Source organism: Zhengella sp. (genome assembly GCF_041397485.1).
GTDB lineage: Bacteria > Pseudomonadota > Alphaproteobacteria > Rhizobiales > Rhizobiaceae > Zhengella.
This window is the reverse complement of sequence record NZ_JAWKWO010000003.1, coordinates 70,328-92,500: the sequence shown is the minus strand read 5'-3', so window position 1 is coordinate 92,500 and position 22,173 is coordinate 70,328. Positions and strand designations below refer to the sequence as shown.

20 protein-coding genes, 1 tRNA gene and 1 pseudogene (1 of these 22 running past the window's edge) are annotated in these 22,173 nt (G+C 63.2%); 7 read left to right on the top strand and 15 right to left on the bottom strand.

Annotation, left to right across the window (positions count from 1 at the left end; translation table 11 throughout):
* From R3D65_RS10190 to R3D65_RS10180, 3 genes are all read right to left on the bottom strand, one after another.
* Nucleotides 1-601: the 5' portion of a DUF4424 family protein gene (locus R3D65_RS10190; RefSeq protein WP_371275119.1), read on the bottom strand. 401 nt of this gene lie to the left of the window's left edge; the window shows 601 of its 1,002 coding nt (coding positions 1-601); it begins with the start codon at nucleotides 599-601; its stop codon lies beyond the left edge, outside the window.
* Between the two features lie 107 nt (nucleotides 602-708).
* Nucleotides 709-1,611 carry an NAD(P)-dependent oxidoreductase gene (locus tag R3D65_RS10185; protein WP_371275118.1) on the bottom strand — a complete coding sequence of 301 codons (903 nt, stop codon included), beginning with the start codon at nucleotides 1,609-1,611 and terminating at the stop codon, nucleotides 709-711.
* Between the two features lie 123 nt (nucleotides 1,612-1,734).
* Nucleotides 1,735-1,819 (bottom strand) — tRNA-Leu (locus tag R3D65_RS10180).
* 167 nt (nucleotides 1,820-1,986) lie between these two features.
* Between R3D65_RS10180 and lipB the strand changes: the two genes are divergently transcribed.
* Nucleotides 1,987-2,703, top strand: coding sequence for a lipoyl(octanoyl) transferase LipB (gene lipB / locus R3D65_RS10175; RefSeq protein ID WP_371275117.1), 717 nt, complete (start codon nucleotides 1,987-1,989; stop codon nucleotides 2,701-2,703).
* A gap of 44 nt (nucleotides 2,704-2,747) precedes the next feature.
* Nucleotides 2,748-4,520 (top strand): gamma-glutamyltransferase, encoded by a 1,773-nt coding sequence (gene ggt, locus R3D65_RS10170; protein ID WP_371275116.1) that lies wholly within the window; start codon nucleotides 2,748-2,750, stop codon nucleotides 4,518-4,520.
* 21 nt (nucleotides 4,521-4,541) lie between these two features.
* Here ggt and R3D65_RS10165 read toward each other — a convergent pair whose 3' ends face one another.
* Nucleotides 4,542-5,795 (bottom strand): site-2 protease family protein, encoded by a 1,254-nt coding sequence (locus R3D65_RS10165; protein ID WP_371275115.1) that lies wholly within the window; start codon nucleotides 5,793-5,795, stop codon nucleotides 4,542-4,544.
* A gap of 120 nt (nucleotides 5,796-5,915) precedes the next feature.
* A complete protein-coding gene (locus tag R3D65_RS10160) occupies nucleotides 5,916-6,347 on the bottom strand; it encodes a potassium channel family protein (RefSeq protein ID WP_371275114.1) in 432 nt (143 codons plus the stop codon).
* Nucleotides 6,348-6,523: 176 nt separating this feature from the next.
* On the opposite strand from R3D65_RS10160, the gene R3D65_RS10155 reads away from it, so the two are divergent.
* The 4 genes and pseudogenes from R3D65_RS10155 (at nucleotide 6,524) to R3D65_RS10140 (ending at nucleotide 9,530) form a co-directional block, all read left to right on the top strand.
* Complete coding sequence (locus tag R3D65_RS10155; RefSeq protein WP_371275113.1) at nucleotides 6,524-7,648, top strand: S-(hydroxymethyl)glutathione dehydrogenase/class III alcohol dehydrogenase; 1,125 nt, start codon at nucleotides 6,524-6,526, stop codon at nucleotides 7,646-7,648.
* Between the two features lie 8 nt (nucleotides 7,649-7,656).
* Nucleotides 7,657-8,128, top strand: a pseudogene (locus tag R3D65_RS10150) (YaiI/YqxD family protein).
* A gap of 52 nt (nucleotides 8,129-8,180) precedes the next feature.
* Entirely contained in the window at nucleotides 8,181-9,014 is an 834-nt protein-coding gene (gene fghA / locus R3D65_RS10145; protein WP_371275112.1) for an S-formylglutathione hydrolase, read from the top strand.
* 93 nt (nucleotides 9,015-9,107) lie between these two features.
* Nucleotides 9,108-9,530 carry a multiprotein-bridging factor 1 family protein gene (locus tag R3D65_RS10140; RefSeq protein ID WP_371275111.1) on the top strand — a complete coding sequence of 141 codons (423 nt, stop codon included), beginning with the start codon at nucleotides 9,108-9,110 and terminating at the stop codon, nucleotides 9,528-9,530.
* 58 nt (nucleotides 9,531-9,588) lie between these two features.
* Here R3D65_RS10140 and R3D65_RS10135 read toward each other — a convergent pair whose 3' ends face one another.
* The 9 genes from R3D65_RS10135 to cpaB all read right to left on the bottom strand — a co-directional run bounded on the left by R3D65_RS10135 (nucleotide 9,589) and on the right by cpaB (nucleotide 18,625).
* Nucleotides 9,589-10,593 carry a hypothetical protein gene (locus R3D65_RS10135; protein ID WP_371275110.1) on the bottom strand — a complete coding sequence of 335 codons (1,005 nt, stop codon included), beginning with the start codon at nucleotides 10,591-10,593 and terminating at the stop codon, nucleotides 9,589-9,591.
* Nucleotides 10,594-10,635: 42 nt separating this feature from the next.
* A complete protein-coding gene (locus R3D65_RS10130) occupies nucleotides 10,636-11,037 on the bottom strand; it encodes a tetratricopeptide repeat protein (RefSeq protein ID WP_371275558.1) in 402 nt (133 codons plus the stop codon).
* A 198-nt stretch (nucleotides 11,038-11,235) separates the two neighbouring features.
* Nucleotides 11,236-12,186, bottom strand: coding sequence for a type II secretion system F family protein (locus tag R3D65_RS10125; protein WP_371275109.1), 951 nt, complete (start codon nucleotides 12,184-12,186; stop codon nucleotides 11,236-11,238).
* A 3-nt stretch (nucleotides 12,187-12,189) separates the two neighbouring features.
* The gene (locus R3D65_RS10120; protein ID WP_371275108.1) at nucleotides 12,190-13,158 is read right to left on the bottom strand and encodes a type II secretion system F family protein; all 969 of its coding nucleotides are present in this window, start codon (nucleotides 13,156-13,158) and stop codon (nucleotides 12,190-12,192) included.
* 5 nt (nucleotides 13,159-13,163) lie between these two features.
* Nucleotides 13,164-14,591 carry a CpaF family protein gene (locus tag R3D65_RS10115; protein ID WP_371275107.1) on the bottom strand — a complete coding sequence of 476 codons (1,428 nt, stop codon included), beginning with the start codon at nucleotides 14,589-14,591 and terminating at the stop codon, nucleotides 13,164-13,166.
* A 42-nt stretch (nucleotides 14,592-14,633) separates the two neighbouring features.
* Nucleotides 14,634-15,848 (bottom strand): CpaE family protein, encoded by a 1,215-nt coding sequence (locus tag R3D65_RS10110; RefSeq protein ID WP_371275106.1) that lies wholly within the window; start codon nucleotides 15,846-15,848, stop codon nucleotides 14,634-14,636.
* 50 nt (nucleotides 15,849-15,898) lie between these two features.
* The gene (locus tag R3D65_RS10105) at nucleotides 15,899-16,153 is read right to left on the bottom strand and encodes a hypothetical protein (RefSeq protein ID WP_371275105.1); all 255 of its coding nucleotides are present in this window, start codon (nucleotides 16,151-16,153) and stop codon (nucleotides 15,899-15,901) included.
* A 23-nt stretch (nucleotides 16,154-16,176) separates the two neighbouring features.
* Nucleotides 16,177-17,649, bottom strand: coding sequence for a type II and III secretion system protein family protein (locus R3D65_RS10100; protein WP_371275104.1), 1,473 nt, complete (start codon nucleotides 17,647-17,649; stop codon nucleotides 16,177-16,179).
* Between the two features lie 49 nt (nucleotides 17,650-17,698).
* A complete protein-coding gene (gene cpaB / locus R3D65_RS10095; protein WP_371275103.1) occupies nucleotides 17,699-18,625 on the bottom strand; it encodes a Flp pilus assembly protein CpaB in 927 nt (308 codons plus the stop codon).
* A 213-nt stretch (nucleotides 18,626-18,838) separates the two neighbouring features.
* Here cpaB and parE point away from each other — a divergent pair, with 213 nt between their 5' ends.
* Complete coding sequence (parE, locus tag R3D65_RS10090) at nucleotides 18,839-20,884, top strand: DNA topoisomerase IV subunit B (RefSeq protein WP_371275102.1); 2,046 nt, start codon at nucleotides 18,839-18,841, stop codon at nucleotides 20,882-20,884.
* Between the two features lie 21 nt (nucleotides 20,885-20,905).
* Here parE and R3D65_RS10085 read toward each other — a convergent pair whose 3' ends face one another.
* A complete protein-coding gene (locus R3D65_RS10085) occupies nucleotides 20,906-22,051 on the bottom strand; it encodes a DUF2336 domain-containing protein (protein ID WP_371275101.1) in 1,146 nt (381 codons plus the stop codon).
* Nucleotides 22,052-22,173 lie beyond the last annotated feature (122 nt).

Here is a 22,173-nt window from a genome sequence, read left to right as displayed (position 1 = left end):
CGAGAACAGGGACAAAGGACGTGGTTACGGTCATTGTCCGGCCCGCATCAAATGAAACAGGCCATGACCGGGTGACGTCCAGCTGCCATTGCGGCCCGAACCGCGAAACGATGCCGCGTTCGAACATCGTGCGCAGTTGATCACCGTCCACACCGGAAAAATCCGACTTGAATGGCAACAGGGGGAAGCCCGCCGCGACCAGCGCCCGGCTTATATCGATCCCGCGATACCGCGCGGCTTGATCGGTCTGGCCCGAAAGCGCCAGCCCTTCGGCAGACGCCTCGGATTGCAGAAAGGGACCATCCTCGGGAACCTCGAATGCGGGCGCATTGTCGGTATGGCCGACGGTGACGGGACGGAACTGCAAGTAGACATGGCTGGTGACAGGCTGCTTGCCATGGTTCTCGACGACAAGGCTGGCCGTCATGCGTCCCGGCGTCAGCAGATACCGGCTCGATCGCACCGCAAGGTCGTGGTCACTGCCAAGCGCCGGTCCATGGACGCCAAGATGCCGGAAGACCGGACCGTCATAGGCACTTGCGGGCAAGGCTGTAAAGGCAAGCGTTCCCGCAAATGCCAGCTTCAGGAATGTTTTCGTCATCACACGCCTCCGGCATCGGATATGCCGGAGAGCAAAGACCGGAAGCAAAGGGGAGGGCAATGACTTCTGTCAATATGCAGAAGCGGACCCCTCGCCTGCCTTCCTCGTCAGGCGTCCTCGCCGGCCAACCCGTTCATGCCGGCAATGAAATCGGCCAGCATCGGCACGAAACGTGCCCCCTCCCCTGCGGCTTCCATGGCCGCGAAACTGTTTCGCACCGCCGACTGGACCGGATTCACCGAACCGGTCGCCGTCGCCAGGTTGGAAAGATAGCGCATGTCCTTGTGTGCATTGGTGATGGTGAAGAGATGCGCCTTCTCGTCCCGGTCCAGCGTCCACTTCATGAATGTCTCATAGAAACCATTGGCCATGCGGCCTGGCCGGATGACCGAATCGACCTGCTGCGGCGTCAGGCCAGCCTTGCGCGCAAGCGCCAGCGCCTCGGCATAGAGTGCGGCATAGCCCATGGCGATGAAATTGTTGATCAGCTTCATCTTGTGCCCGGAGCCGACCGGCCCGAGGTGCACGATCACCCCTGCCCAGCAGTCGAGAACCGGGCGAATCCGTTCGAAGGTCGCATCGTCGGCGCCAACCATGGTGTCCAGCGTTCCCGCTTCCGCTTCCTTCGGCGTGCGGCTGAGCGGCGCATCGCAGAAAGAAACGCCGGCAGCCGCGCACTCCTGCGCCAGGACAAGCGTGCTGACCGGGTCGGAGGTCGAACAATCGATCACGGTCAGGCCGTCGCGGGCGCCTGCAACTATCCCGTCCTCGCCGCGAATAACGCTTTCCACCTGCGGACTACCTGAAACGCAGATGTGAATGATGTCGCAGCGGCCGGCGAGTTCCCTGGCGGTTTTCGCCTCTTCGGCGCCGCGCGCAATCAGATCCTCGACCGGCGCGCGGTTGCGATGCCCCATGACGACGAGCGGATATCCCTTCTCGATGATGTTCTTGGCCATGCCGTGACCCATGAGGCCGACGCCGATGAATCCGATGACGGGCTTTGTCATGTCTCAAACTCCTCCTCAACACGCGCGCGGGACAATGGCGGGTGGCGCGGAAGGTGTAAAGCATCGAATTCGGGGGGCGCCTAAACAACAAAACCCGGCACGAGGCCGGGTTTGTCGAAGTGATGGTGCGGTCGAGAAGACTCGAACTTCCACGGGTTGCCCCACAGCGACCTCAACGCTGCGCGTCTACCAATTCCGCCACGACCGCTCGTCACGAAAGGGCCGGCATAACCGGCAGGCGGCGATGTAGCAAATAGCCCCTGCCCTTACAAGAGCGAAAGCGCGTTTTTATCGGGTCATCATGCGCCTTGCCGCGACCTTGTTCCGCAAGCGGCGAAAAGCGATATAAACAGGGTCGGAAACAGGAACCGTGCCATGAATGAACGCGCCGCCATCGACACCGGCTTTCACCCGGCCCCAGGCACACCGCCGGTGGAATGGCGCGTCGAACCCGGATTGACCGGCTATGAGTCCGCGCTTGCCTTCATGGAAGCGCGCGCCGGGGCGATTCGCGACGGTACGGCAGGCGAAATGGTCTGGCTGGTAGAACACCCGCCGCTTTATACCGCAGGCACCTCCGCCCGCCCTGGCGATCTGCTCGCGCCCGACCGGTTCCCCGTCCATCCGGCCGGGCGGGGCGGCGAATACACCTATCACGGTCCCGGGCAGCGTGTGGCCTATGTCATGCTGGACCTGAAACGCCGGCGCGAGGATGTGCGTGCTTTTGTTGCCGCGCTGGAAGACTGGATCATCGCAACGCTGAACCGCTTCAACATCCGCGGAGAACGGCGCGAAGACCGCGTTGGCGTTTGGGTCGTGCGATCGGAGAAACCTGCCTTGCCGGATGGCCGGCCTGCGGAGGACAAGATCGCGGCCATCGGCATCCGCCTGCGAAAGTGGGTCAGCTTCCACGGCATCGCGATCAACGTGGAGCCGGAACTCGAACACTTCACCGGCATCGTGCCCTGCGGAATCACCGGCCATGGCGTGACAAGCCTTGTCGATCTGGGACTTCCCGTTACCATGGACGATCTCGACATCGCGCTGAAAGCCGCGTTCGAGGAGATATTCGGACCCGCCTCCGCCAGATGAACGCGCATATGCTCGTTCCGGCGGGCCACAGGGAGGAAACGTGCATGGCAAGGACAAATCCGGCTGTATGGCTGGGCCTGCTGGCTGGCTTCCTCATCGCGCCTGCTGCTTTTGCCCAGCAGGCAGCAGACGCCGTTCAACCCGAATCCGCCACTGCACCGGTGCTGGCACAGCCCGCCGATCCGGTGCGCGGACACGGACCCATGGTCGTTGCCGCCAATCCGCTGGCTGCGCGCGCCGGCATGGATGCGCTCCTGGCGGGTGGTTCGGCCGTGGATGCCATGATCGCGGTTCAAACGGTTCTGGGCCTCGTCGAACCGCAATCGTCGGGAATTGGCGGTGGCGCCTTCCTGGTGCACTTCGATTCGCAAACCGGAAGCCTGACCACCATCGACGGGCGTGAGACGGCGCCTTCTGCGGCCAATGCGGATCTCTTCCGGATGCCCGATGGCAAACCGATGAATTTCTTCGATGCAGTGGTGGGCGGCCGCTCGGTCGGGGTTCCGGGCGTCGTGCGCCTGATGGAAATGGCCCACGGGAGATATGGCAAACGGCCCTGGGCGGAGAATTTCACCGCCGCCATCGAATTGGCCGAAGAAGGCTTCGCCGTCTCGCCACGCCTCTCGGATCTGATCGCCGCGGACCGGCTGCGCCTGTTGGGTCAACCCTCCACGCGCGCCTATTTTTTCGATGCGCAGGGCGAACCGCTGCAAGCCGGCCAGATACTGCGCAATCGGGACTATGCCGACAGCCTGAGGGCCATTGCCCAGGCCGGCGCCCGCGCCTTCTATGAAGAAGCAATCGCCGACAGGATTGTCGATGCCGTTCGCCTGCACCCCGGCAATCCGGGTCTGCTGACGATCGATGACATGAAGGCCTATCGCGCGATCGAACGCCCCGCGGTCTGCGCGCCCTATCGCGGCCACGATGTCTGCGGCATGGGGCCGCCCTCCTCCGGCGCCATGACTGTCGGTCAAATCCTCGCCCTGCTGGAACCGTTCGATCTCGCCACACTGGGACCCGACGATCCGCAAGGCTGGCGGCTGATCGGCGATGCCACGCGCCTCGCCTTTGCCGACCGGGGCCGCTACATGGCCGACAGCGACTTTGTGTCGATGCCGAAAGGCCTGCTGAACGCGGAATACCTGCGGATGCGTTCCACTTTGCTTCGCCGCGACACGGCGCTGCCGAAAGAAGCGGTCAAGCCCGGCGAGCCACCATGGGACAAGGCGGAGCGGCGCGAGGACGGCATCGACATCTCCCTGCCCTCCACCAGCCATTTCGTCATCGTGGATACCGAAGGCAATATCGTCTCCATGACGTCCTCCATCGAAAATGCCTTCGGCGCCCGGCTGATGGCCGGCGGATTCCTGCTCAACAACCAGTTGACCGACTTCTCGTTCCTGCCGCAGACAGCTTCCGGAGAAACGGTTGCCAATCGGGTGGAGCCGGGCAAACGGCCGCGCTCTTCCATGGCGCCGACCGTCATCCTGAAAGACGGCAAGCCTGTTTTCGCTATCGGATCTCCCGGCGGCAGCCGCATCATTCCCTATGTCGCCAAGACCGTCATTGCGCTGCTCGACTGGCAAATGAACATCCAGCAGGCCGTTTCCCTGCCGCATCTGACCAACCGCTTCGGCACTTTCGACATTGAGGCCGGAACGGCTGCCGAAGCCTTGGCTGCCGATCTGGAAGCGCTGGGCTTCGAAGTCTCGGTCCGCGACCTGAATTCGGGCCTTCATGGTGTGGCAATCACGCCCGATGGCCTGGAAGGCGGGGCGGATCCCCGGCGGGAAGGCGTGGCACTGACTCCGTGACGGGCCTTGCGGAAGATCGCCTTAGAAGAACGACTGTATTGCCCAGACCATGCCGGTCCCGTGGACGCAGATGGCCGCTGCCAGTCCGGCAGAGATCAGCGCCCGCTCCCCGGGTTTGATCGGTTTCATGGCCATGCGTGGCTTTACCCCGCTGTTGACGGTGATCACGCTCAGCAGCGTCATCACCGCACAGCCGGTCAGCAAGGCTGGCGGCTGCATGCCCGCCAGCCAGCCGAAGCCGGCCACGCTGAGGAGAACGGCCATGGAAGCGGCGAACCGGGCAACGCTGCGGTCCGGGGTGATCTGGCGGAGCACCTGGCCGCCGTCGAACTTCCAGACCGGCACCAGATTGGCAAGGTTGAAGAAGGCGGCGCAGGCGGCGACCGCACCGAGAAATGAGGCCAGCGCCCGGTTTCCCGCCGCAAAAGCCATGTCATGCCCGGCAATGGCGGCTGGCAGCAGAAGCGCGGAAAAACCCGCGCCCATCAGCGCGACAAAGGCAATCTCGTAGCGGGAGTCGTAGGGCCGGCCGCCGATGGCCACGCCTCCCAGGACGGGAATGAAGATCATGCGGGCCGACCTGTGACCCATGATCCGGAACGCCGCCATGTGCCCCAGCTCATGCAGGCCGATGACGAGGGTCAGGGCGAGCGCAAGCGTGAATCCGCCGGCGTCCAGGCCAAAGACGGGCCAGAGCACAAGCGCTGAAAGGCCCGCCATCGCGATCTGCGTCACGGGGTGCTCGAACAATCCGCCGGGCTTGTACCGGCCCGTTTCCGCCCATGTCTTCAGCTTGACGAGTTCCCGCCGTGCCGCAAACCAGCGAAAGACCAGGAACGCCGCGCCTCGATAGCGGTCGCCGCGCGTGATGGTAACCTTGACCTTGCCATCCGGCTGCTCCTCCAGTTGCACAAGGCTTTCCCAGTTTGCCCAGAAGGCCGCATCGAGCGAACTGTCATCGATCACCCTTTCCGCGAAGGCTGATCCGGGCGAAATCTCATCGATCGCGATCCGCCGGCGGATCGGAAGGTTGTCCCGCCCGATCCAGGACAGGGTGATGGTGCCGCCACGCCCGTCAGGGTCCGGCTCCGCCGCCAGGATCTGGCCGGACCAGCCGGCATCCGCACCAAAGGGATGCAGGGCCGACCACAAGGTCTCACGCGGCGCGTCAATGGTCCGCGACAGCGAGAAGCGGCGGTTGCCAAGCGGCACCGCGATGGCGAGAAAGATGATCGCCAGGTTGACGGCTGCAAAGAAGACAAGCGTCACACTCACGTCCGACGGTTCCCCCTGATGGTACTGAGCCCAGTCTGGAGCCATTGTCCTTAGGGAACCATGAACATGCCGGTCCGGTGGGCCGGACAGTGAACCTCGCGTTAACGCGCGAAGCCAGGGTCAGAAATGCTCGCCCGACTTGAACGGCCCGACCCGCATGCCTGCGGCCACCAGATAGGCTGTCGACCATCCGATCAGCAGGAACCCGTTGACCCCTTCCAGCGCGGTGAAAAGCCGCCATTCGGGATGCGGCAGCACATCGCCATAACCCAGCGTGGAAAACGTGACCGTGGAAAAATAGAGGGCAGTGGCGAAATCGTCGAAACTGCCGGTCAGGACATAGGCGACCGCCCAGACCCAGACTTCCACGGTCATGATGGCAAATAGGCCGAAAACGACGGTGATCATCGCCAGCACCCGCGACCGCCGTCCGTGCATGCGAAACCGCCCTGTCATCCACGCCATTGTGCGGGTGACCACGATCAGTCCGAATGTGTGGATCACCACCGTGATCGCGATCACGACCGTACCGGCCACCAGGTTTTCCAGCATTGCCTCGCCTTTCCGTTCGAGTCGCCGGCACTATAAACCGCCGCGCTCGTTCCCGGCAGGGCGCAGGACGGGTTCGCCACGAATATCCTCTCTTTGCATATCCATGGTTGAAAGCGCTCCGGTTTCCTGAAAATGTGCCGACGACATTTTCAGGAAACCCCGGAGGACAGTTCGATATGAAAACCCGTGCCGCCGTAGCCGTCGCCGCTGGCAAGCCACTCGAAGTCATGGAGGTCGATCTCGAAGGTCCGCGCGCCGGCGAGGTTCTGATCGAGGTCAAGGCCACGGGCATATGCCACACCGACGAGTTCACCCTGTCGGGCGCCGATCCGGAAGGCATTTTCCCGGCAATTCTCGGCCATGAGGGCGCGGGCGTGGTGGTCGATGTCGGCCCCGGCGTCACCAGCCTGAAAAAGGGCGATCACGTCATCCCGCTATACACGCCGGAATGCCGTTCCTGCCCCTCCTGCCTGTCGCAGAAGACGAACCTGTGCACGGCAATCCGCTCGACTCAGGGCCAGGGCCTGATGCCCGACGGCACATCGCGTTTCTCCGTCGGCGGCGAGAAGCTCTTTCACTACATGGGCTGCTCGACCTTCTCCAATTTCACCGTCCTGCCCGAAATCGCGGTGGCGAAGGTCCATCCCGACGCACCATTCGACAAGATCTGCTATATCGGCTGCGGCGTGACCACGGGCATCGGGGCAGTCATCAACACCGCCAAGGTGGAGATCGGCGCGACGGCTGCCGTCTTCGGTCTCGGCGGCATCGGTCTCAACGTCATCCAGGGCCTTCGCCTTGCCGGTGCCGACATGATCATCGGCGTCGACATCAACAACGACAAGAAGGAATGGGGCGAGAAATTCGGCATGACCCATTTCGTCAACCCGACCGAGGTGGACGATGTGGTTGCCGAGATCGTCAACATGACGAAGCGCGGCGCGGACACGATCGGCGGAGCGGACTACACCTTCGATTGCACAGGCAACGTCAAGGTCATGCGCCAGGCGCTGGAATGCGCCCATCGCGGCTGGGGTGAAAGCATCATCATCGGTGTCGCCGGGGCCGGCCAGGAAATCGCCACGCGTCCCTTCCAGCTCGTCACCGGACGCACCTGGAAGGGCACCGCCTTTGGCGGCGCGCGCGGGCGCACCGATGTGCCGAAGATCGTCGACTGGTACATGGAGGGAAAGATCCAGATCGACCCGATGATCACCCACACGCTCACGCTCGACGAGATCAACAAGGGCTTCGACCTGATGCATGCCGGCGAGAGCATCCGCTCGGTGGTGGTCTACTGACCGGCATCATGCCCGCGATCCATGTCGATGCCGATGCCTGTCCGGTAAAGGCTGAAATCGTGAAGGTGGCCGAACGGCATGGCCTGGCGGTCACCTTCGTCGCCAATTCGGGACTGCGACCGTCGCGTGATCCGATGATCCGCAACGTCGTCGTGTCCGGCGCCTTCGATGCCGCCGACGACTGGATCGTGGAGAATGCCGCGGCCAATGACATCGCCATCACCGCCGATGTTCCGCTGGCGGCGAGGCTGGTGGAAAAGGGTCCATGTGCTGGGGCCGACCGGACGGCCCTTCACGCCCGAAACCATCGGCATGGCCGTGGCGATGCGCAACCTGAAGCAGGATCTGCGCGAGGCGGGTGAGATCAAGGGCTACAATCCCGGCTTCACCGCACGGGATCGTTCCGCATTCCTTCAGGCGCTCGACCGGACTGTCCGGTTCGCGGTGAAGGCCGCCAGCGGCCCTGACAGGACAGGCTGACCGGCGGCCATCGCCCGCTGGCCGTGAACCTTACCATTGAACAGGACATCACATGAAAATCGTATCGCAAAACAAGGCGCATGGCGGAATGCAGGGCGTTTATTCGCACGAATCGGATACCTGCAAATGCGAGATGACCTTTGCCGTCTTCGTGCCGCCGCAGGCTGCCGAACGCGCCTGTCCGGTCGTCTGGTATCTGTCCGGCCTCACCTGCACCCATGCAAATGTGATGGAAAAGGGCGAATACCGGAAAAAGGCCGCCGAACTCGGCCTCATCATCGTCTGTCCGGATACCAGCCCGCGCGGCGGTGACGTGCCCAATGAGGCGACGAACTGGCAATTCGGTTCAGGCGCCGGCTTCTATCTCGATGCCACTGAGGCACCCTGGAACACGCACTACAACATGTATGCCTATGTCACGCGGGAACTGCCCGCACTGATCGCGGAAAACTTCCCCGCCGACATGGCCCACCAGTCCATCTTCGGCCATTCCATGGGCGGGCACGGTGCCATGACGATTGCCCTCAAGCATCCCGACCGGTTCCGGGCATGCTCGGCGTTCGCGCCCATCGTCCAGCCCTCCACCGCGGATTGGTCCTCCGGTGCCTTCACGAAATACCTGGGCGGGGACAAGGCTGCCTGGCGCGCCTACGATGCCTGTGCGCTGGTGGAGGACGGCGCGCGCTTTCCCGAATTCCTCATCGACCAGGGCACCGCCGACGGGTTCCTGGACGAGGGATTGCGGCCCTGGCTGTTTGAGGAAGCCATCAAGAATACCGGCATCGATTTGACCTTGCGCATGCAGGAAGGCTACGATCACTCCTACTTCTTCATCTCATCCTTCATGGATGATCATCTGGAGTGGCATGCGGCGCGGCTATTTTAGTTCTTGCCGCGAACAGGACGGGTTCGCGCACCTGCCCCGTGACACACTCCTCACCGAAAACGACCTGAAGCGGAAACCAAAAGGAGTACGATCATGTCTGAACCGGGGGACACACTTCCGGCCATCGAGGCGTTTGACAACACGGGCACGATCTATGCCGGCGAAGCCGACATGGACACGATGGGCGGGCGCATGTCCCGCGCCCGCGAAGCGGCCGGCATGACGCCGCAGCAGCTTGCGCGCCGCATCGGCGTCAAGACGGCCACCATACTGGCCTGGGAAAGCGACCGGTCCGAACCGCGCGCCAATCGCCTGACCACATTGGCGGGCGTGCTCAATATCGGCCTTGCCTGGCTGATTCACGGAATAGGCGATGCCCCGGCGACAAGCACGGAGGAGGATTTCGTGCGCACGGTATCGGGCCACCTGGCACGCATGAAACGGCTGCACGAGGAAACCGGGTCCGTCATCAAGCGGCTTGAGGCGGAAATCGCGCGATACAACCGCGCGGTCTGACCGGCATGCGGGGAGCGCGCCAGGTGCCGCGCTCCTCCCGCCCCTGCAATGGCAGGCGTCAGGCGATGCGTTCGATCAGCGGTTTCAAGGCAGGATGGATTTCCGGGCTTTCGTCGCGCAGAAAGGCGAGCAACGCAGCCTCGTTGCGATGAAAACGGCCATCGCGGCCGATCCGGGTGGCCAGCCATTCGGCTTCCGCATTGTCGATACGCTCGGCGATCGCTGTCTCTGCCTCCAGCCGCGCATTGCGCGCGCGATGCCAGGCCTCCGCCCCGTCTTCCCGCCGGTAAGCGTCGAGAATGCCGGACAGACCGCCGGAAACCATGCGGCTGAAGAATCGGCCGATATTGACATCCTCTTCTTCCAGAAGGCGGTCGCGCCGCAGGGCATCCTCCCGCGAGGGCGGCGTATAGCCGGAAGCGCACATCAGGTAATTGGCCAGCGCCTTGACGAAAAGCTCGTCCCAGGACGGGTGGTTGTCGGCATGTGCTGTCCTGTCGTTGAGATCGAAAAGCACTTCCGCCTCGGCACGTGAAATACCCAGGTGCCCGTCACCGCCCGCCGCAAACAGGATGCGGCGCATGAGTTCCACCTCCGCTTCCATGATCGAGCCGGGCGTGAGCGATCCGCGCCGCCGCGCCAGCACGCCCTCCCCCTCGGTCACAGCGATGGCGACCTGCGACAGGGCAAACGCGACGAGCCTGTCAGGCGACTTGCGCGCCGTCTCCAGAATCTTGACCAGAAGCTCCAGTTCGCTGGCCGTATCCACCTTGCCGTCGGTGGATATGGCGCGGATCAGCCAATCGGCATTGTCCTGCGACACGTATCCAGCCGGCTTTTCCTGATGAACCAGATAATCAGTCAGCGCCTCGACGAAGAAATCGGACCATTCGGCACACTTGTCGTCGCAGGAAGCGTCCAGCGCGAACAGCGATTCGGCTTCGCCGCGCGAAACGACACCGTCGCGAAACACCTCGCGCCGCAGCAGCAAGACATCCTCTGCCACGATCCGTGAGCGACTGGCCAATCCCGCAACCGGGGCTCCCAAGATCAGTTCACCCATGTCCATTCCCCTTTTCCAGCCCTCCGTCCGGAAGGCGCCCCATCAGGTCTTCTGCAACAAATCCCAGTTCGCCTCGACCACCGGATCGCCCGGCAGCGCCGCGCGCGCTTCACCCAGAAGCTTGCGCGCCTTCTTCTTGTCGCCCCTGAGCAATTGCGAATAGCCCATGTTGTTGACGATCCGTGGCTGGCGTCCGGCAACGCGAAGAAGCTGCGCATAGGCGCGGTCGGCAAAATCGAAACGCCCGAGTTGATCGTAGGAAGCCGCAAGGCCCAACCAGGCTTCCGAATTGTCGGCCCGCAGTTCGACAGCCTTGCGGAAGTGTTTCTCCGCCAGCCCGTAATTGGCCTCGACGAAATGGGCCTTGCCCTGTTCGAGGTCGCCCTGGGACAGATCGCGCGACACCCCGAGAGCAGCGGTCCGGGTCGTATCGATCCTGCCCATGCTTTCGGCCGAACAGCCAGCCAGCACGGAAATGGCCAAGAGTGACGCTATTGTCCTGTAACGCATTGCCTGCCCTTCCCTGCCCGGTTTCCGGGTCATTTTCAGGGAGTACAATAGCAAGAACTGATTAAGGACCAGTGCCGAAACAGGGTCAAATTTCCGTTGCTGATTAAGAGCTTGGCAACCCTGCGTGAATCATCACTGGAGGCCGACAAGCTGCACGATGGCCGGAATGATCGCGACCAGCAGCACGATCGGAAGGATGCAGGCGGTGACCGGCACCGACATCTTTGCCGGCAACGCATGCGCCTTCTCCTCCGCACGGGACATGCGCTTGTGGCGCATCTCGTCGGAGAACACCCGCAACGCGCCGGAAAGTGATGTCCCCAGCTCCTTCGACTGCTGGAGCAACGTCGCGAACGAGCGGACTTCTTCCAGACCGAGACGGTCGCCCAGGGATCGCAGCGCATCATTGACGCTTCTTCCGGCGCGCAACTCCAGCGTCACAAGCTGCAGGTTCGTGGCCAGCGCGGGGGCCGTCTTCATGAGTTCGCGCGACACCCGGTCGATGCCGGCTTCCATGCTCATCCCTGCATCCGAACACACAACCATCAGATCCATGAAATCGGGAAAGCCGTTCCGGTATTCCGTCATGCGCTGGTTGACGCGATGGTTCAACGCCAGGCCCGGAAAGAAATATCCGCCAGCGCCGGCAAACAGGACCATGAGCCACTCATTGGACGCGATGGTGAAGCCGAAGCCGAAAGCCAGCGCGCCGCCACCGGCGGCAAATGCGAACAGGCTGGCGATGCGCGCAAGGAAGAAGAAACCTGCCGCGCGCGGATCGAGATAGCCAGCCCTGATGAGCTTCTGCCGCAGCCGGGCCACATTGTCCGGATCGGTCTTCTGGTAGAAATCCTGGGCCTTGCGGATTGCCTTGTCGCGCACGTCACGGCGCTGCGCGGACTGGGCGATCGCAACCTCCTCGCGGACCCGCGTCTCGCCCTTGTCGCCATGGAGCCTGCGCCAGACCTCCGCGCGGCCACCCGGCTGGGCAATCAACGGCCATGCCATGGCCACACCGCCCGCCAGCAGCAGGAGACCGGCTAGCGGCAGCAGGGGAATGGCATTGATCGTTTCCGTCAGCATGGCCTAGAACCTGAAATTGGACATCTTGAACATCATGAGGTTGCCGAGCACGAGCCAGAAGAAGGCTCCCCCCAGCAACCACCAGGTCAGGGACTGGTCCAGGACCGCGCCATAGTAGCTCGGGTTCAGCACGACGATCGCCGTCAACAGCAGCACCGGCAATGCTGTCAGGATATACGCTGACATCCGCCCCTCGACCGAGATCGAGCGTACCTTCCGGCGCAGTTTGCCGCGCTCGCGAATGGTGGCGGAAAGCCCGTCGAGGATTTCGCGCAGGTTTCCCCCTGTCGAACTCTGTATGGAGACCGCTGTGACGAAAAGCGGAAGGTCTTCGTGGCCGACACGGTCATAGAGCGATGCCAGTGCCGAAACCAGGTCGGAGCCATAGGTGACTTCGTCGGCGACAATGCCGAACTCGGTCCCGATCGGGTCCGCCATTTCCCGCGCCACCAGGCTGATGGCCACCGGAACCGGATGCCCGGCCTTGAGGCTGCGCGTGATCAGCTCCAGCGCTTCGGGCAACTGGATGCCGAATGCCTTGTGGCGCCGCTTGCGCAGTGAACGCAACACGAATACGGGCAGGCCAATCACGCAGAATGATGCAAGCCCGAAGGCGGGCCACACGCCTGCTCCGATCCAGAAGATGCCGGCCGCCCCGGCCAGCCCGATACCGCCGCAGATGAGAAAGAGCAGCGGCAAACGCATCGCCATGCCGGATTGGGCGCGCAGGTTCCTGATCCATGCCATGGAGAACAAGGATCCGTTCGCGGTGCTGCCGCGCTCCTTGCGCAACTGGATCAGGATATCTCTCTGGCTGAGCTTGCTGCCTTCGCGCAATCTGAGCCGGCGGTTGATTGCCGTGCGTCTGTCGGCCTGGCCCGCATAGAGCAGATAGATCGCCTCGGCGACCATGACACCGCTCAGCCCTGCGGCGGCGTAGATGACCCAGATCGTGTCGATTTGCGGTATCATCGTCGCTATTCCTGGGGCTGCCCCGGCTCGAAATAGGTCGACGGGAATTCGATCCCGACAGCCTTGAGATCGTCGAGAAAACGCGGGCGGATTCCCGTCGCCTCGAAATGCCCGAGCACCTCGTGTTTCGGACCCATTCCGGTGCGCACGAAGCGGAAGATGTCCTGCATCTGGATGACATCGCCCTCCAGTCCGGTCACTTCCGAAACCGCGGTGATCTTGCGCTTGCCGTCGGAAAGACGGGTGAGTTGCACGATGATCTCGATGGCGCTGGCGATCTGCGAGCGGATCGACTGCACCGTCATCGGCATGCCGGTCATGCCCAGCATCTGCTCAAGCCGGGCAATCGCATCGCGCGGTGTATTGGCATGGATGGTCGCCATTGAGCCTTCATGTCCGGTATTCATGGCCTGAAGCATGTCGAAGGCTTCCTCGCCGCGGCATTCGCCCAGGATCACGCGGTCCGGGCGCATGCGCAGCGCGTTTTTCACAAGATCGCGCTGCTTCAGCTCGCCATGTCCCTCCACATTGGCCGGCCGCGTCTCCATGCGGGCCACATGCGGCTGCTGCAATTGCAACTCGGCGGCATCCTCGATCGTGATCAGCCGCTCATCCTCCGGGATGAAAGCCGACAGCGCATTGAGCATCGTCGTCTTGCCCGTGCCCGTTCCGCCGGAAATGATGGTGGTCTTGCGGGCATGAACGGCGGCGGCCAGCACTTCGGCCATCGGCTGGGTGATCGCGCCGAATTCGATCAGGCGCTGCAGGCTGAGCTTGTTCTTGGAAAACTTGCGGATCGAGACAAGCGGTCCGTCCACGCCGATCGGCCGGATCGCGGCATTGAAGCGCGAACCGTCCAGCATGCGCGCATCGACCAGCGGATGGCTTTCGTCCACCCGCCGTCCGACCGCCGAAACGATCTTCTGGATGATGCGCAGCAGATGTGCCTCGTCCTTGAACGGCACATGAACCTTGCGCAGCTTGCCGCCCTTTTCCACGAAACAGTTTTCATGCCCGTTGATCAGGATATCCGCGATCTCGGGATCGTTCATCAGCGGTTGCAGCGGTCCGAGCCCGACCATTTCATCAACGATGTCGTCAACCAGCGCATCCAGTTCGGCCACGTTGATCGCAAGCCGCTCGGCCTTGGCCTTTTCCTGAACGAAGCCATGAACCTGGCGGCGCATCTCTTCCTTGGGAAGCTTTTCCAACGCAACCAGGTTGATTTCGTCGATGAGCATGCGATGCAGCCGTACCCGGGCATCCACCACCCGGTCGCTGGGCCGCGCGACAGCCTCCCGTGGGTCCGGCTGGGCCGGCACGCGCGCCTTGAGCAACGCGCCGCCGGTGTTCGCGCCTTCCGCCGGAGTTGCAGGTGGCGGGGCGGGCGGGACATCGCGCTGCCGCAAGGCGGAAAATCGGCTGCCACCCATCATCTTGCTCCCTTGTGATCTCTCTGTCTGTTCATGGATCGTCTAGGCCCGCCGCAGAAAGCCGCGTCCGAACCCGGAGAGCAGGCCCTTGGGCTTGGAGACCATGACGCTCGCCTCGTCCGGCAGGATGATCCGCTTGAGATCCTCGATGACATTCGCGTTCGGATCGATGTCCTGGAGCGGCACACCCCGGTCCACCGCCTCGCGGACAAGGCGGTAATTGTTGGAAATGCCGCCGGCGAAATGCTCACCGAGTATGTCTTCCACGTCGGCCTGCTTGATGCCGTTCTCGAACATGCGCTGCTCGAACCGGTTGACGATGACACGCGGCTTCACCTCCTTGCCGCAATGCTCGTAGATCGCGCCGATGAGCCGCTGCGTGTGGCGCAGGCACGGGACGGTCAGCTCGCTGACCAGGAACAGGTCGTTGGAGCCGAGCAGCACGGTCTCCGTCCATGGGAACCAGGTCCGGGGAAGGTCGATCACCACATTGTCGAAATAGGCCGACACGAGGTCCAGCATCCGCACGACGACATCGGTGTTGAAGGTGCGCATTTCCGTGGGCGCTGTCGGCGCCGCCAGCACACAAAGCCCGCTCGAGTGTTTCGACAGCATCACGTCGAGCAGTTGACGGTCCAGACGTTCAGGCTGGTTCTCGATCTCCGAAATGTCGAAGCGTGGCTCGAGGTCGAGATATTCCGCGCACGATCCTTGCTGGAAATTGAGGTCGACAACGCAGGTGGCCGCCCCGCGCGTGGCGGAGGTGTGCAGCTGAAAGGCCGTCTGCAGCACAAGTGTCGTCGTGCCCACGCCGCCAGCGGCCGGCATGAAGGTCGAGATTTGCGCTTCCGCCTGCTCGCCGCGCCCCGGCCCCTGCAGCGCGCGAATGCACGAACGCACGAGATCGGTCGTCGTCACCGGTTTCGTCAGGAAATCGGCCACCTGGAGCTGGACAAGAATGCGCACTGCCGCGGCATTGAACTGTTGCGTGACCACGACGACGGGGGTCGTCCCCTCCAGCCGGCGCTTGATGCGCTGGAGCGATTCCACCTCTTCGAGCCGCGAGGCGTCGATGTCGATGATGACCGCGCTGCAATCGGCGTCCTGGATCTCGCCACGCAATTCCGCCACGCTTTTCTCGATGACCGCAAGCTGGATGTTTTCCGACGAGGCAAAAGCGGTGCGCACCGTCTGGATGAACTCCTTGTCCTGCGTGACAAGGCCCACCCGCTTGTTGTTCGTGCTCTTGGCGTTCATCGTCTTACCCTGCGGTCTGGTGGAAGGGCGCTTGCGCCTCCGCCGTTACGTCAATTTCCGGTCGTGTTCGGCGCGGCAACAACCTGGAGCGGCGGCGGCTGCGGCGCGCCGTCCTCGCCCTTGCCGCGCTCGGCCGGCGTTTCAAGGGCGGTATCCTCCACCCCTGCCGGCCACGGATCGACCATCTGCATGGCCGTGTTGGCGGCAATCGCATTGCCTGCGTAGCTGCTCACGCCTTCGTTGCGCTGATAGGCCTCGTGGGTGCAGCCAGCCAGAAACACTGCGGCGCCTGCCATGATCATCATGCTCGTCCTGCCCATTGCGCGCCTCACTTCATGTCTGGAAGATCGAGAAAGTGACCCGGCCGTGCGACCGGCGCGCGGCCCTGCGCGATCTTCGCGCCGTTGATCCGGGACGTTTTCATCGTGTCGACATTGCCAAGGAAATAGTCGGCCGTGCTCATCGGCTGCTCGGCGTCCAGCGGTGTGACGACCTTCTTTGTCGGGTCGATTGGCTGAACCAGATAGGGCGTGACGATGATGACCAGATCGGTCTCGCGGCGCTGATAGGCCTTCGAGGAAAAGAGCTGCCCCAGCACCGGAATCTTGCCAAGACCGGGAACGCGGTCCGAGGTCGACACGTTCTCGCTCTGCAACAGGCCCGCGAGCATGAAGGACTGGCCGCTCTTCAGATCCACCGAGGTGCTGGCCCTGCGCACCACGAAGGCCGGAATTGCGATATCGCCGATGCGGTATGTGGTTGACGTGTCGACGGAGGATACCTCCGGCGCGATATCGAGGCTGATCAGGCCATCCTCGAGAACGCTCGGCGTGAATTCCAGGCTGACCCCGAATTTCTTGAATTCCACCGTGACCGTATCGGAACTACTCGCCACCGGGATCGGGAACTCGCCGCCCGCCAGGAAACTCGCCTTCTGGCCCGATCGCGCGATCAGGTTCGGCTCTGCCAGCCGCCGGGCCAGGCCCCGGTCCTCCAGGGCCCTGATGGCCACGTCTATGCCGAACCCGCCGGTGGCATAGGCGCCGATGATGTCGAGGGCGGAAGCGCCGCTCGTCCGCGCCGTGTTTCCGTTGAAGCGGATCGCGCCGGCCGGCCCGACATAGGAGACACCGAGCTGGGCGCCGAGCTCCTGCCCGACATTCCTGTTCATTTCCACGAACCGGACATTGAGTTGCACCTGCTGGGAGGACGTGAGCGTCACCGAATTGATGATCTCTTCATCGCCTGAATAGCGCCTGGCCACCTTTTGCGCCTTCTCCGCCTGCACCGCGTCGCGCGCCCGCCCCGACAGAACGACCCGCCCGTTGGCGGTATCGACGCGAATATCGGAACCCGGCGCGACATCCCTGATGGAACGCTGAAGGCCATCGGTATCCAGGGTGACCTCGATATCGACCGACCCCACAAGGTTGCGGTTCGTATCGAACAGCGCGATTCCCGTGGTGCCGAGATTGTTTCCCAGAACATAGAAGGACGTGTCGGTGAGCGGGTTCACATTGGCGATTTCCGGATCGCCGACAACGATTTCATAGAACGCGGCATTGGTGCGTATGGTTTGCGGCTTGCCCTTCGCGACCTTGACCTTTGTCGTCGATCCGGCATGGATCTGGATGACTTGCGCCTGCGACCGGGCAAGTGCGTCATTCGTGCCTGTCGCTGCCAGGCCCGTGACGGCGGCAGCCGTCAGGATGGCAGCGGCGACCGGGCGGCGCAGCAATGCCAGCGCCTTTCGCACCCGTTCCCGCAAGCCGGCCTTGATCTCGTTCACTCTGTCCATCATCAGTCCCCTCATCCGGCGCAATGCCGGTCATCCCCTCAGCCTTTGCCGGTCAGGGCTGCCTTGACCCCGAATTTGCACTGGCCGGCACATTGTAGACTTCGGCCTGGATCCCCCGGGTCACTTTCACTTCCGTCAGCGCCGCCCGGTCGCTGGACATCACGCCGGACAGGCTGTCAGCGGTGTCCGCGCCCGACGAGATCAGTCCGGTCAGGGATGACAGCGTCGCGCTGTCCCTGGCATCTCCCGGGCTTTCCGCAGCGGCCAGCAGCGAAAGCGACACCTGCCCCACGGAGCGGGCGAGGGCGATTCGCCGCGCATCGGATGGCGTCACCTCCAGCGTGACCGTTCCATTTGCCGGCCGGTCTTCGCCGTTGCCGCCGGCGCTGAGCACCCGCGCTCCCGACACCACCGTCTCGGTGATCATTTCAGCGCCCTTGATGCGTCCCGATTCTTCCGCGCCGATGGACTTGGCGACCACCGAACCGCCATTGCGCGTCAGCACGACATCGACCCGGTCGCCCGGTGTCAGGAAACCGCCGACACCGGTGATCTCGTCGGCGGCGATCGTGACGGCCTGCATGCCCGGCGCCAGTCTGTTGGAAAGGATCGCGCGGCCATCGGGCCCGGAAAGCTTGGCCAGCAGAACGGGTTCGTTTGCCTCGATGGCGGAAAGCACCACCCGCTTGCCTTCGCGAAGAAGATCGTCAACGCTGGCATAGGCGCCCTCCGGCAAGGCGTCCTTGGGCCAGGGGATCTCGGTCAAGCCCCCCGCCTCCACCGCCGCACCGTAGACCAGCGGCTGGCGAGCCACCACGATGGACCCGAAATCCACTTGCGGCTCGTGGCTGGCAACAGGCATTTGCGCCTGTGGCGCACGCGCCTCCGCGGCGTTCTCAAGCCACATGTTGGCGGCGAAGATCGAGAGCGAGCCAAAGATCGCGGCAATGCCCAGCATGGGTACGATTTTCTTGTTCATTCCCTGCCCCCTGCAGGCCGTATTTCTGTTTATTAGATGCAGAACTATCAGACATTCCTAAAAAAACTCGGAATCGGCCGGTAGCATTTGATTCAACATGTCAGGGCCCAGGCCCTGTGGACGGACGCAGATGGTGGCCCTCACCCGGTCGCGATACGGCCCTGTTCTGTGCAATGATCGCCAGTGATTCGTTTTTTCCCACCCGGAACACCGATGGACGACAGCAACGACCTTTTCTCCACCCTGCCGGACCCCGCACCAGCGCCTGCGAGGCCGGTTGCCGGCCCCGCGCCGGAAAAGCGCGTTTTGCGCGCGGCGGAATCCGGCGACGGCTATTCGGCATCCGACATCGAGGTGCTGGAAGGTCTGGAACCCGTGCGCCGCCGGCCCGGCATGTATATCGGCGGCACGGACGACAAGGCCTATCACCACCTGTTTGCGGAGGTGATTGACAATTCCATGGACGAGGCAGTGGCCGGCCATGCCACGTTCATCGAGGTGGATCTCGACGCGAACGGCTTTCTGACCGTCACCGACAACGGGCGCGGCATTCCGGTGGACCCGCATCCCAAGTTCAAGGACAAGTCGGCGCTCGAAGTCATCATGACGACTTTGCACGCCGGCGGAAAATTCGATTCCAAGGTCTATGAAACCTCCGGCGGCCTTCACGGTGTCGGCGTTTCAGTGGTCAACGCGCTGTCCGACAGCCTCGAAGTGGAGGTTGCGCGGGGCCGCAGGCTGTACCGCCAGCGCTTCTCGCGCGGCCTTCCCCAGGGCGGCCTGGAAGAACTGGGCGAAGTGCATAATCGCCGCGGCACGAAAGTCCGTTTTCATCCCGATCCGCAGATTTTCGGGGCCGCCGCGCGCTTCGATCCCGAACGGCTCTTCAGGATGGCGCGCTCGAAGGCCTATCTGTTCGGCGGTGTCGAAATCCGCTGGTCCTGCGCGCCGGAACTCATCGACGCCCGAACCGGTGTGGAGCAAAAGGCGACCTTCCACTTTCCCGGCGGCCTCAAGGACTATCTGGAAGCCAGCCTTGGCAAGGAACATCAGGTCACCCGCGAGATCTTTGCCGGAAAGAGCGAGAAGCAAAGCGGCCACGGCTCGGTGGAATGGGCGGTGACATGGTATGGCGGCGACGGTTTCGTCAATTCCTACTGCAATACCGTGCCGACACCGGAGGGCGGCACCCATGAAGCCGGCTTTCGCTCGGCCCTGACCAAGGGCCTGAAAGCTTATGCGGACCTGACCGGCGTCAAGCGCGCCTCCATCATCAGCAATGACGACGTGATGATTTCAGCAGCCGGCATGCTGTCGGTCTTCATCCGCGAACCGGAATTCGTTGGTCAGACCAAGGACAAGCTGGCCACCGCCGAGGCCCATCGCATCGTCGAGAACGCCATTCGCGACGCTTTTGATCACTGGCTGGCCGCAAGCCCGCAACAGGCATCCAACCTGCTCGACTGGGTGATCCAGCGCGCCGATGAACGCATGCGCCGCCGGCAGGAAAAGGAAGTCAGCCGCAAATCGGCCGTGCGCAAGCTGCGCCTGCCCGGCAAGCTGGCCGATTGCACCCAGAACGCTGCCGCGGGCGCCGAACTGTTTATCGTCGAGGGCGATTCGGCGGGCGGATCGGCCAAGCAGGCGCGCGACCGCGCCTCCCAGGCCGTGTTGCCGCTGCGCGGCAAGATCCTCAATGTTGCTAGCGCTGGACGGGACAAACTCGCCGGCTCACAGCTCATACAGGATCTGGTGCAGGCACTGGGCTGCGGCACGCGCTCGAAATACCGGGAAGACGACCTGCGCTATGACCGCGTCATCATCATGACTGACGCCGATGTCGACGGCGCGCATATTGCCTCGCTGCTCATCACGTTCTTTTACCAGGAAATGCCGGACCTGATCCGAAACGGCCACCTGTTCATGGCGGTCCCGCCGCTATACAAGCTCACCCAGGGCGGCAAGACCATGTATGCCCGGGATGACGCGCACAAGGACGAACTGCTGAAAACCGAGTTCTCGGGCCGCTCAAAGGTCGAGATCGGCCGCTTCAAGGGCCTTGGCGAGATGATGGCGAGCCAGCTGAAAGAAACCACCATGGATCCGCGCAAGCGCACGCTGCTGCGCGTCGAAATGCTCTCCGATGCGGGAATCACCAAGTCCGCGGTGGATGACCTGATGGGCACCAAGCCGGAGGCGCGGTTCCGTTTCATCCAGGAAAACGCGGCCTTCGCGGATGCCGGCATGCTGGACGTCTGAACGCCAGGCAGGAATGCAGGCTCAGGCGGCGGCGATGGCCAGCGCGTGTCCACGCGCGTTGAGTCGCAACTGGTCCAGATGGATCGATTTCAGCAGCGCGATCAGGTCGTCGTTTTCGGCCTGCCGCGGAACGAGCGAACCGGGCGTTCCCCCCAGTTCCTTCAGCATCAGCCAGGTCACTTCCTGCACACCGGTCACCCGCTTTCCCAAAGCCACTTCGCGCCAGACGGCGAGCGCGCGCAGAATGACCGGATGCGAGGCATCCGCAAGACCGCATTCGCGGAACAGTGCCCGCAGGGCGTTGTCGCGGCCATGGCTGAGCAGACCTGCAATCCGCTTTTCCGTCTGCCCGGAAAGGGAGCCAAGGATTGCACCGAAGAAGTCGATCTTGCCGTGGGCGACAGCGCGCACGATGAAAGCCGTGGTCAGGTCGCCCTTCAGGCGCAAATGCTCCACCAGCGCCGGCGTCTCCTCCGGCGGCGTGTTGTCGATCAGGCTGATCGATGCCTTCGTGCAGGCATCCTTTACCAGCCGCGCGGCCCGCACCTGTCCGATCAGGCCCCGGACCAGCGGCGAGGCGGAAAGCGCCTCGCCAACCTTGACCAGCAATTGATGACGGACATGCGCCGGAATGGCGGGATGGGCGAGCAGCGCCTTGCGCACGGCAGCCTCGTGGCCGAGGCGTTCGGCGATGCGGGCAAGCGAAATACCGGCGATGTGCGCGCCATCATTGCCAAGCAGTTCAACGACCGCTTCGCTTTCCCCGATCTCGGCCAGCACCGCGCAGACGGTTGAAGACAGGCTGCACCGCATGGCAATGAGCCGCTGGATCTTGCCGCACCCTTCCGCGGCTCGGTCGATCAGGTCGACATCGCCGAGCAGCGGCGAGCGGACAAGAACCAGCGCGGCCACTTCCGGCTGGTCGGCTGCCAGCGTCGCCACAACCTGCGGCGGGGCGGAAGCGGAAAGCGAAAGCGCCTCTGCCAGCGCCGCCCGGACTTTTGGCGACGGATCGTCCAGAAGCAGGGTCAACGCCGATTCGGCGGCACAGCGATGGTCGAAGCTCATGTCAGACCGAAGATAGGCGCGCGCCAGCGCACTGGCTGCCGCCGTCCGTTCAGCCACATTCGCCGTTTCCACCCATCTCAGGAATTTCTGGACAATCATGGAGCCCCACCGCCGCTACATTGTTGTTTTCCCACGCTAGGGACAAAAGGTTTACGAAGCGTTCACCATGTTTTTGCCGCCTCTTGCCCGGCCTCCCCCTCCGGCCTATCAATGTCCCGGCA

What these genes read in the sequence shown, in the direction of transcription:
- R3D65_RS10185 (WP_371275118.1), bottom strand. Translation starts at nt 1,611, where the DNA reads ATGACAAAGCCCGTCATCGGATTCATCGGCGTCGGCCTCATGGGTCAC.
- lipB (WP_371275117.1), top strand. Translation starts at nt 1,987, where the DNA reads ATGAATGAACGCGCCGCCATCGACACCGGCTTTCACCCGGCCCCAGGC.
- ggt (WP_371275116.1), top strand. Translation starts at nt 2,748, where the DNA reads ATGGCAAGGACAAATCCGGCTGTATGGCTGGGCCTGCTGGCTGGCTTC.
- R3D65_RS10160 (WP_371275114.1), bottom strand. Translation starts at nt 6,347, where the DNA reads ATGCTGGAAAACCTGGTGGCCGGTACGGTCGTGATCGCGATCACGGTG.
- R3D65_RS10155 (WP_371275113.1), top strand. Translation starts at nt 6,524, where the DNA reads ATGAAAACCCGTGCCGCCGTAGCCGTCGCCGCTGGCAAGCCACTCGAA.
- fghA (WP_371275112.1), top strand. Translation starts at nt 8,181, where the DNA reads ATGAAAATCGTATCGCAAAACAAGGCGCATGGCGGAATGCAGGGCGTT.
- R3D65_RS10140 (WP_371275111.1), top strand. Translation starts at nt 9,108, where the DNA reads ATGTCTGAACCGGGGGACACACTTCCGGCCATCGAGGCGTTTGACAAC.
- R3D65_RS10135 (WP_371275110.1), bottom strand. Translation starts at nt 10,593, where the DNA reads ATGGGTGAACTGATCTTGGGAGCCCCGGTTGCGGGATTGGCCAGTCGC.
- R3D65_RS10130 (WP_371275558.1), bottom strand. Translation starts at nt 11,037, where the DNA reads ATGGGCAGGATCGATACGACCCGGACCGCTGCTCTCGGGGTGTCGCGC.
- R3D65_RS10125 (WP_371275109.1), bottom strand. Translation starts at nt 12,186, where the DNA reads ATGCTGACGGAAACGATCAATGCCATTCCCCTGCTGCCGCTAGCCGGT.
- R3D65_RS10120 (WP_371275108.1), bottom strand. Translation starts at nt 13,158, where the DNA reads ATGATACCGCAAATCGACACGATCTGGGTCATCTACGCCGCCGCAGGG.
- R3D65_RS10115 (WP_371275107.1), bottom strand. Translation starts at nt 14,591, where the DNA reads ATGGGTGGCAGCCGATTTTCCGCCTTGCGGCAGCGCGATGTCCCGCCC.
- R3D65_RS10110 (WP_371275106.1), bottom strand. Translation starts at nt 15,848, where the DNA reads ATGAACGCCAAGAGCACGAACAACAAGCGGGTGGGCCTTGTCACGCAG.
- R3D65_RS10105 (WP_371275105.1), bottom strand. Translation starts at nt 16,153, where the DNA reads ATGATGATCATGGCAGGCGCCGCAGTGTTTCTGGCTGGCTGCACCCAC.
- R3D65_RS10100 (WP_371275104.1), bottom strand. Translation starts at nt 17,649, where the DNA reads ATGATGGACAGAGTGAACGAGATCAAGGCCGGCTTGCGGGAACGGGTG.
- cpaB (WP_371275103.1), bottom strand. Translation starts at nt 18,625, where the DNA reads ATGAACAAGAAAATCGTACCCATGCTGGGCATTGCCGCGATCTTTGGC.
- parE (WP_371275102.1), top strand. Translation starts at nt 18,839, where the DNA reads ATGGACGACAGCAACGACCTTTTCTCCACCCTGCCGGACCCCGCACCA.
- R3D65_RS10085 (WP_371275101.1), bottom strand. Translation starts at nt 22,051, where the DNA reads ATGATTGTCCAGAAATTCCTGAGATGGGTGGAAACGGCGAATGTGGCT.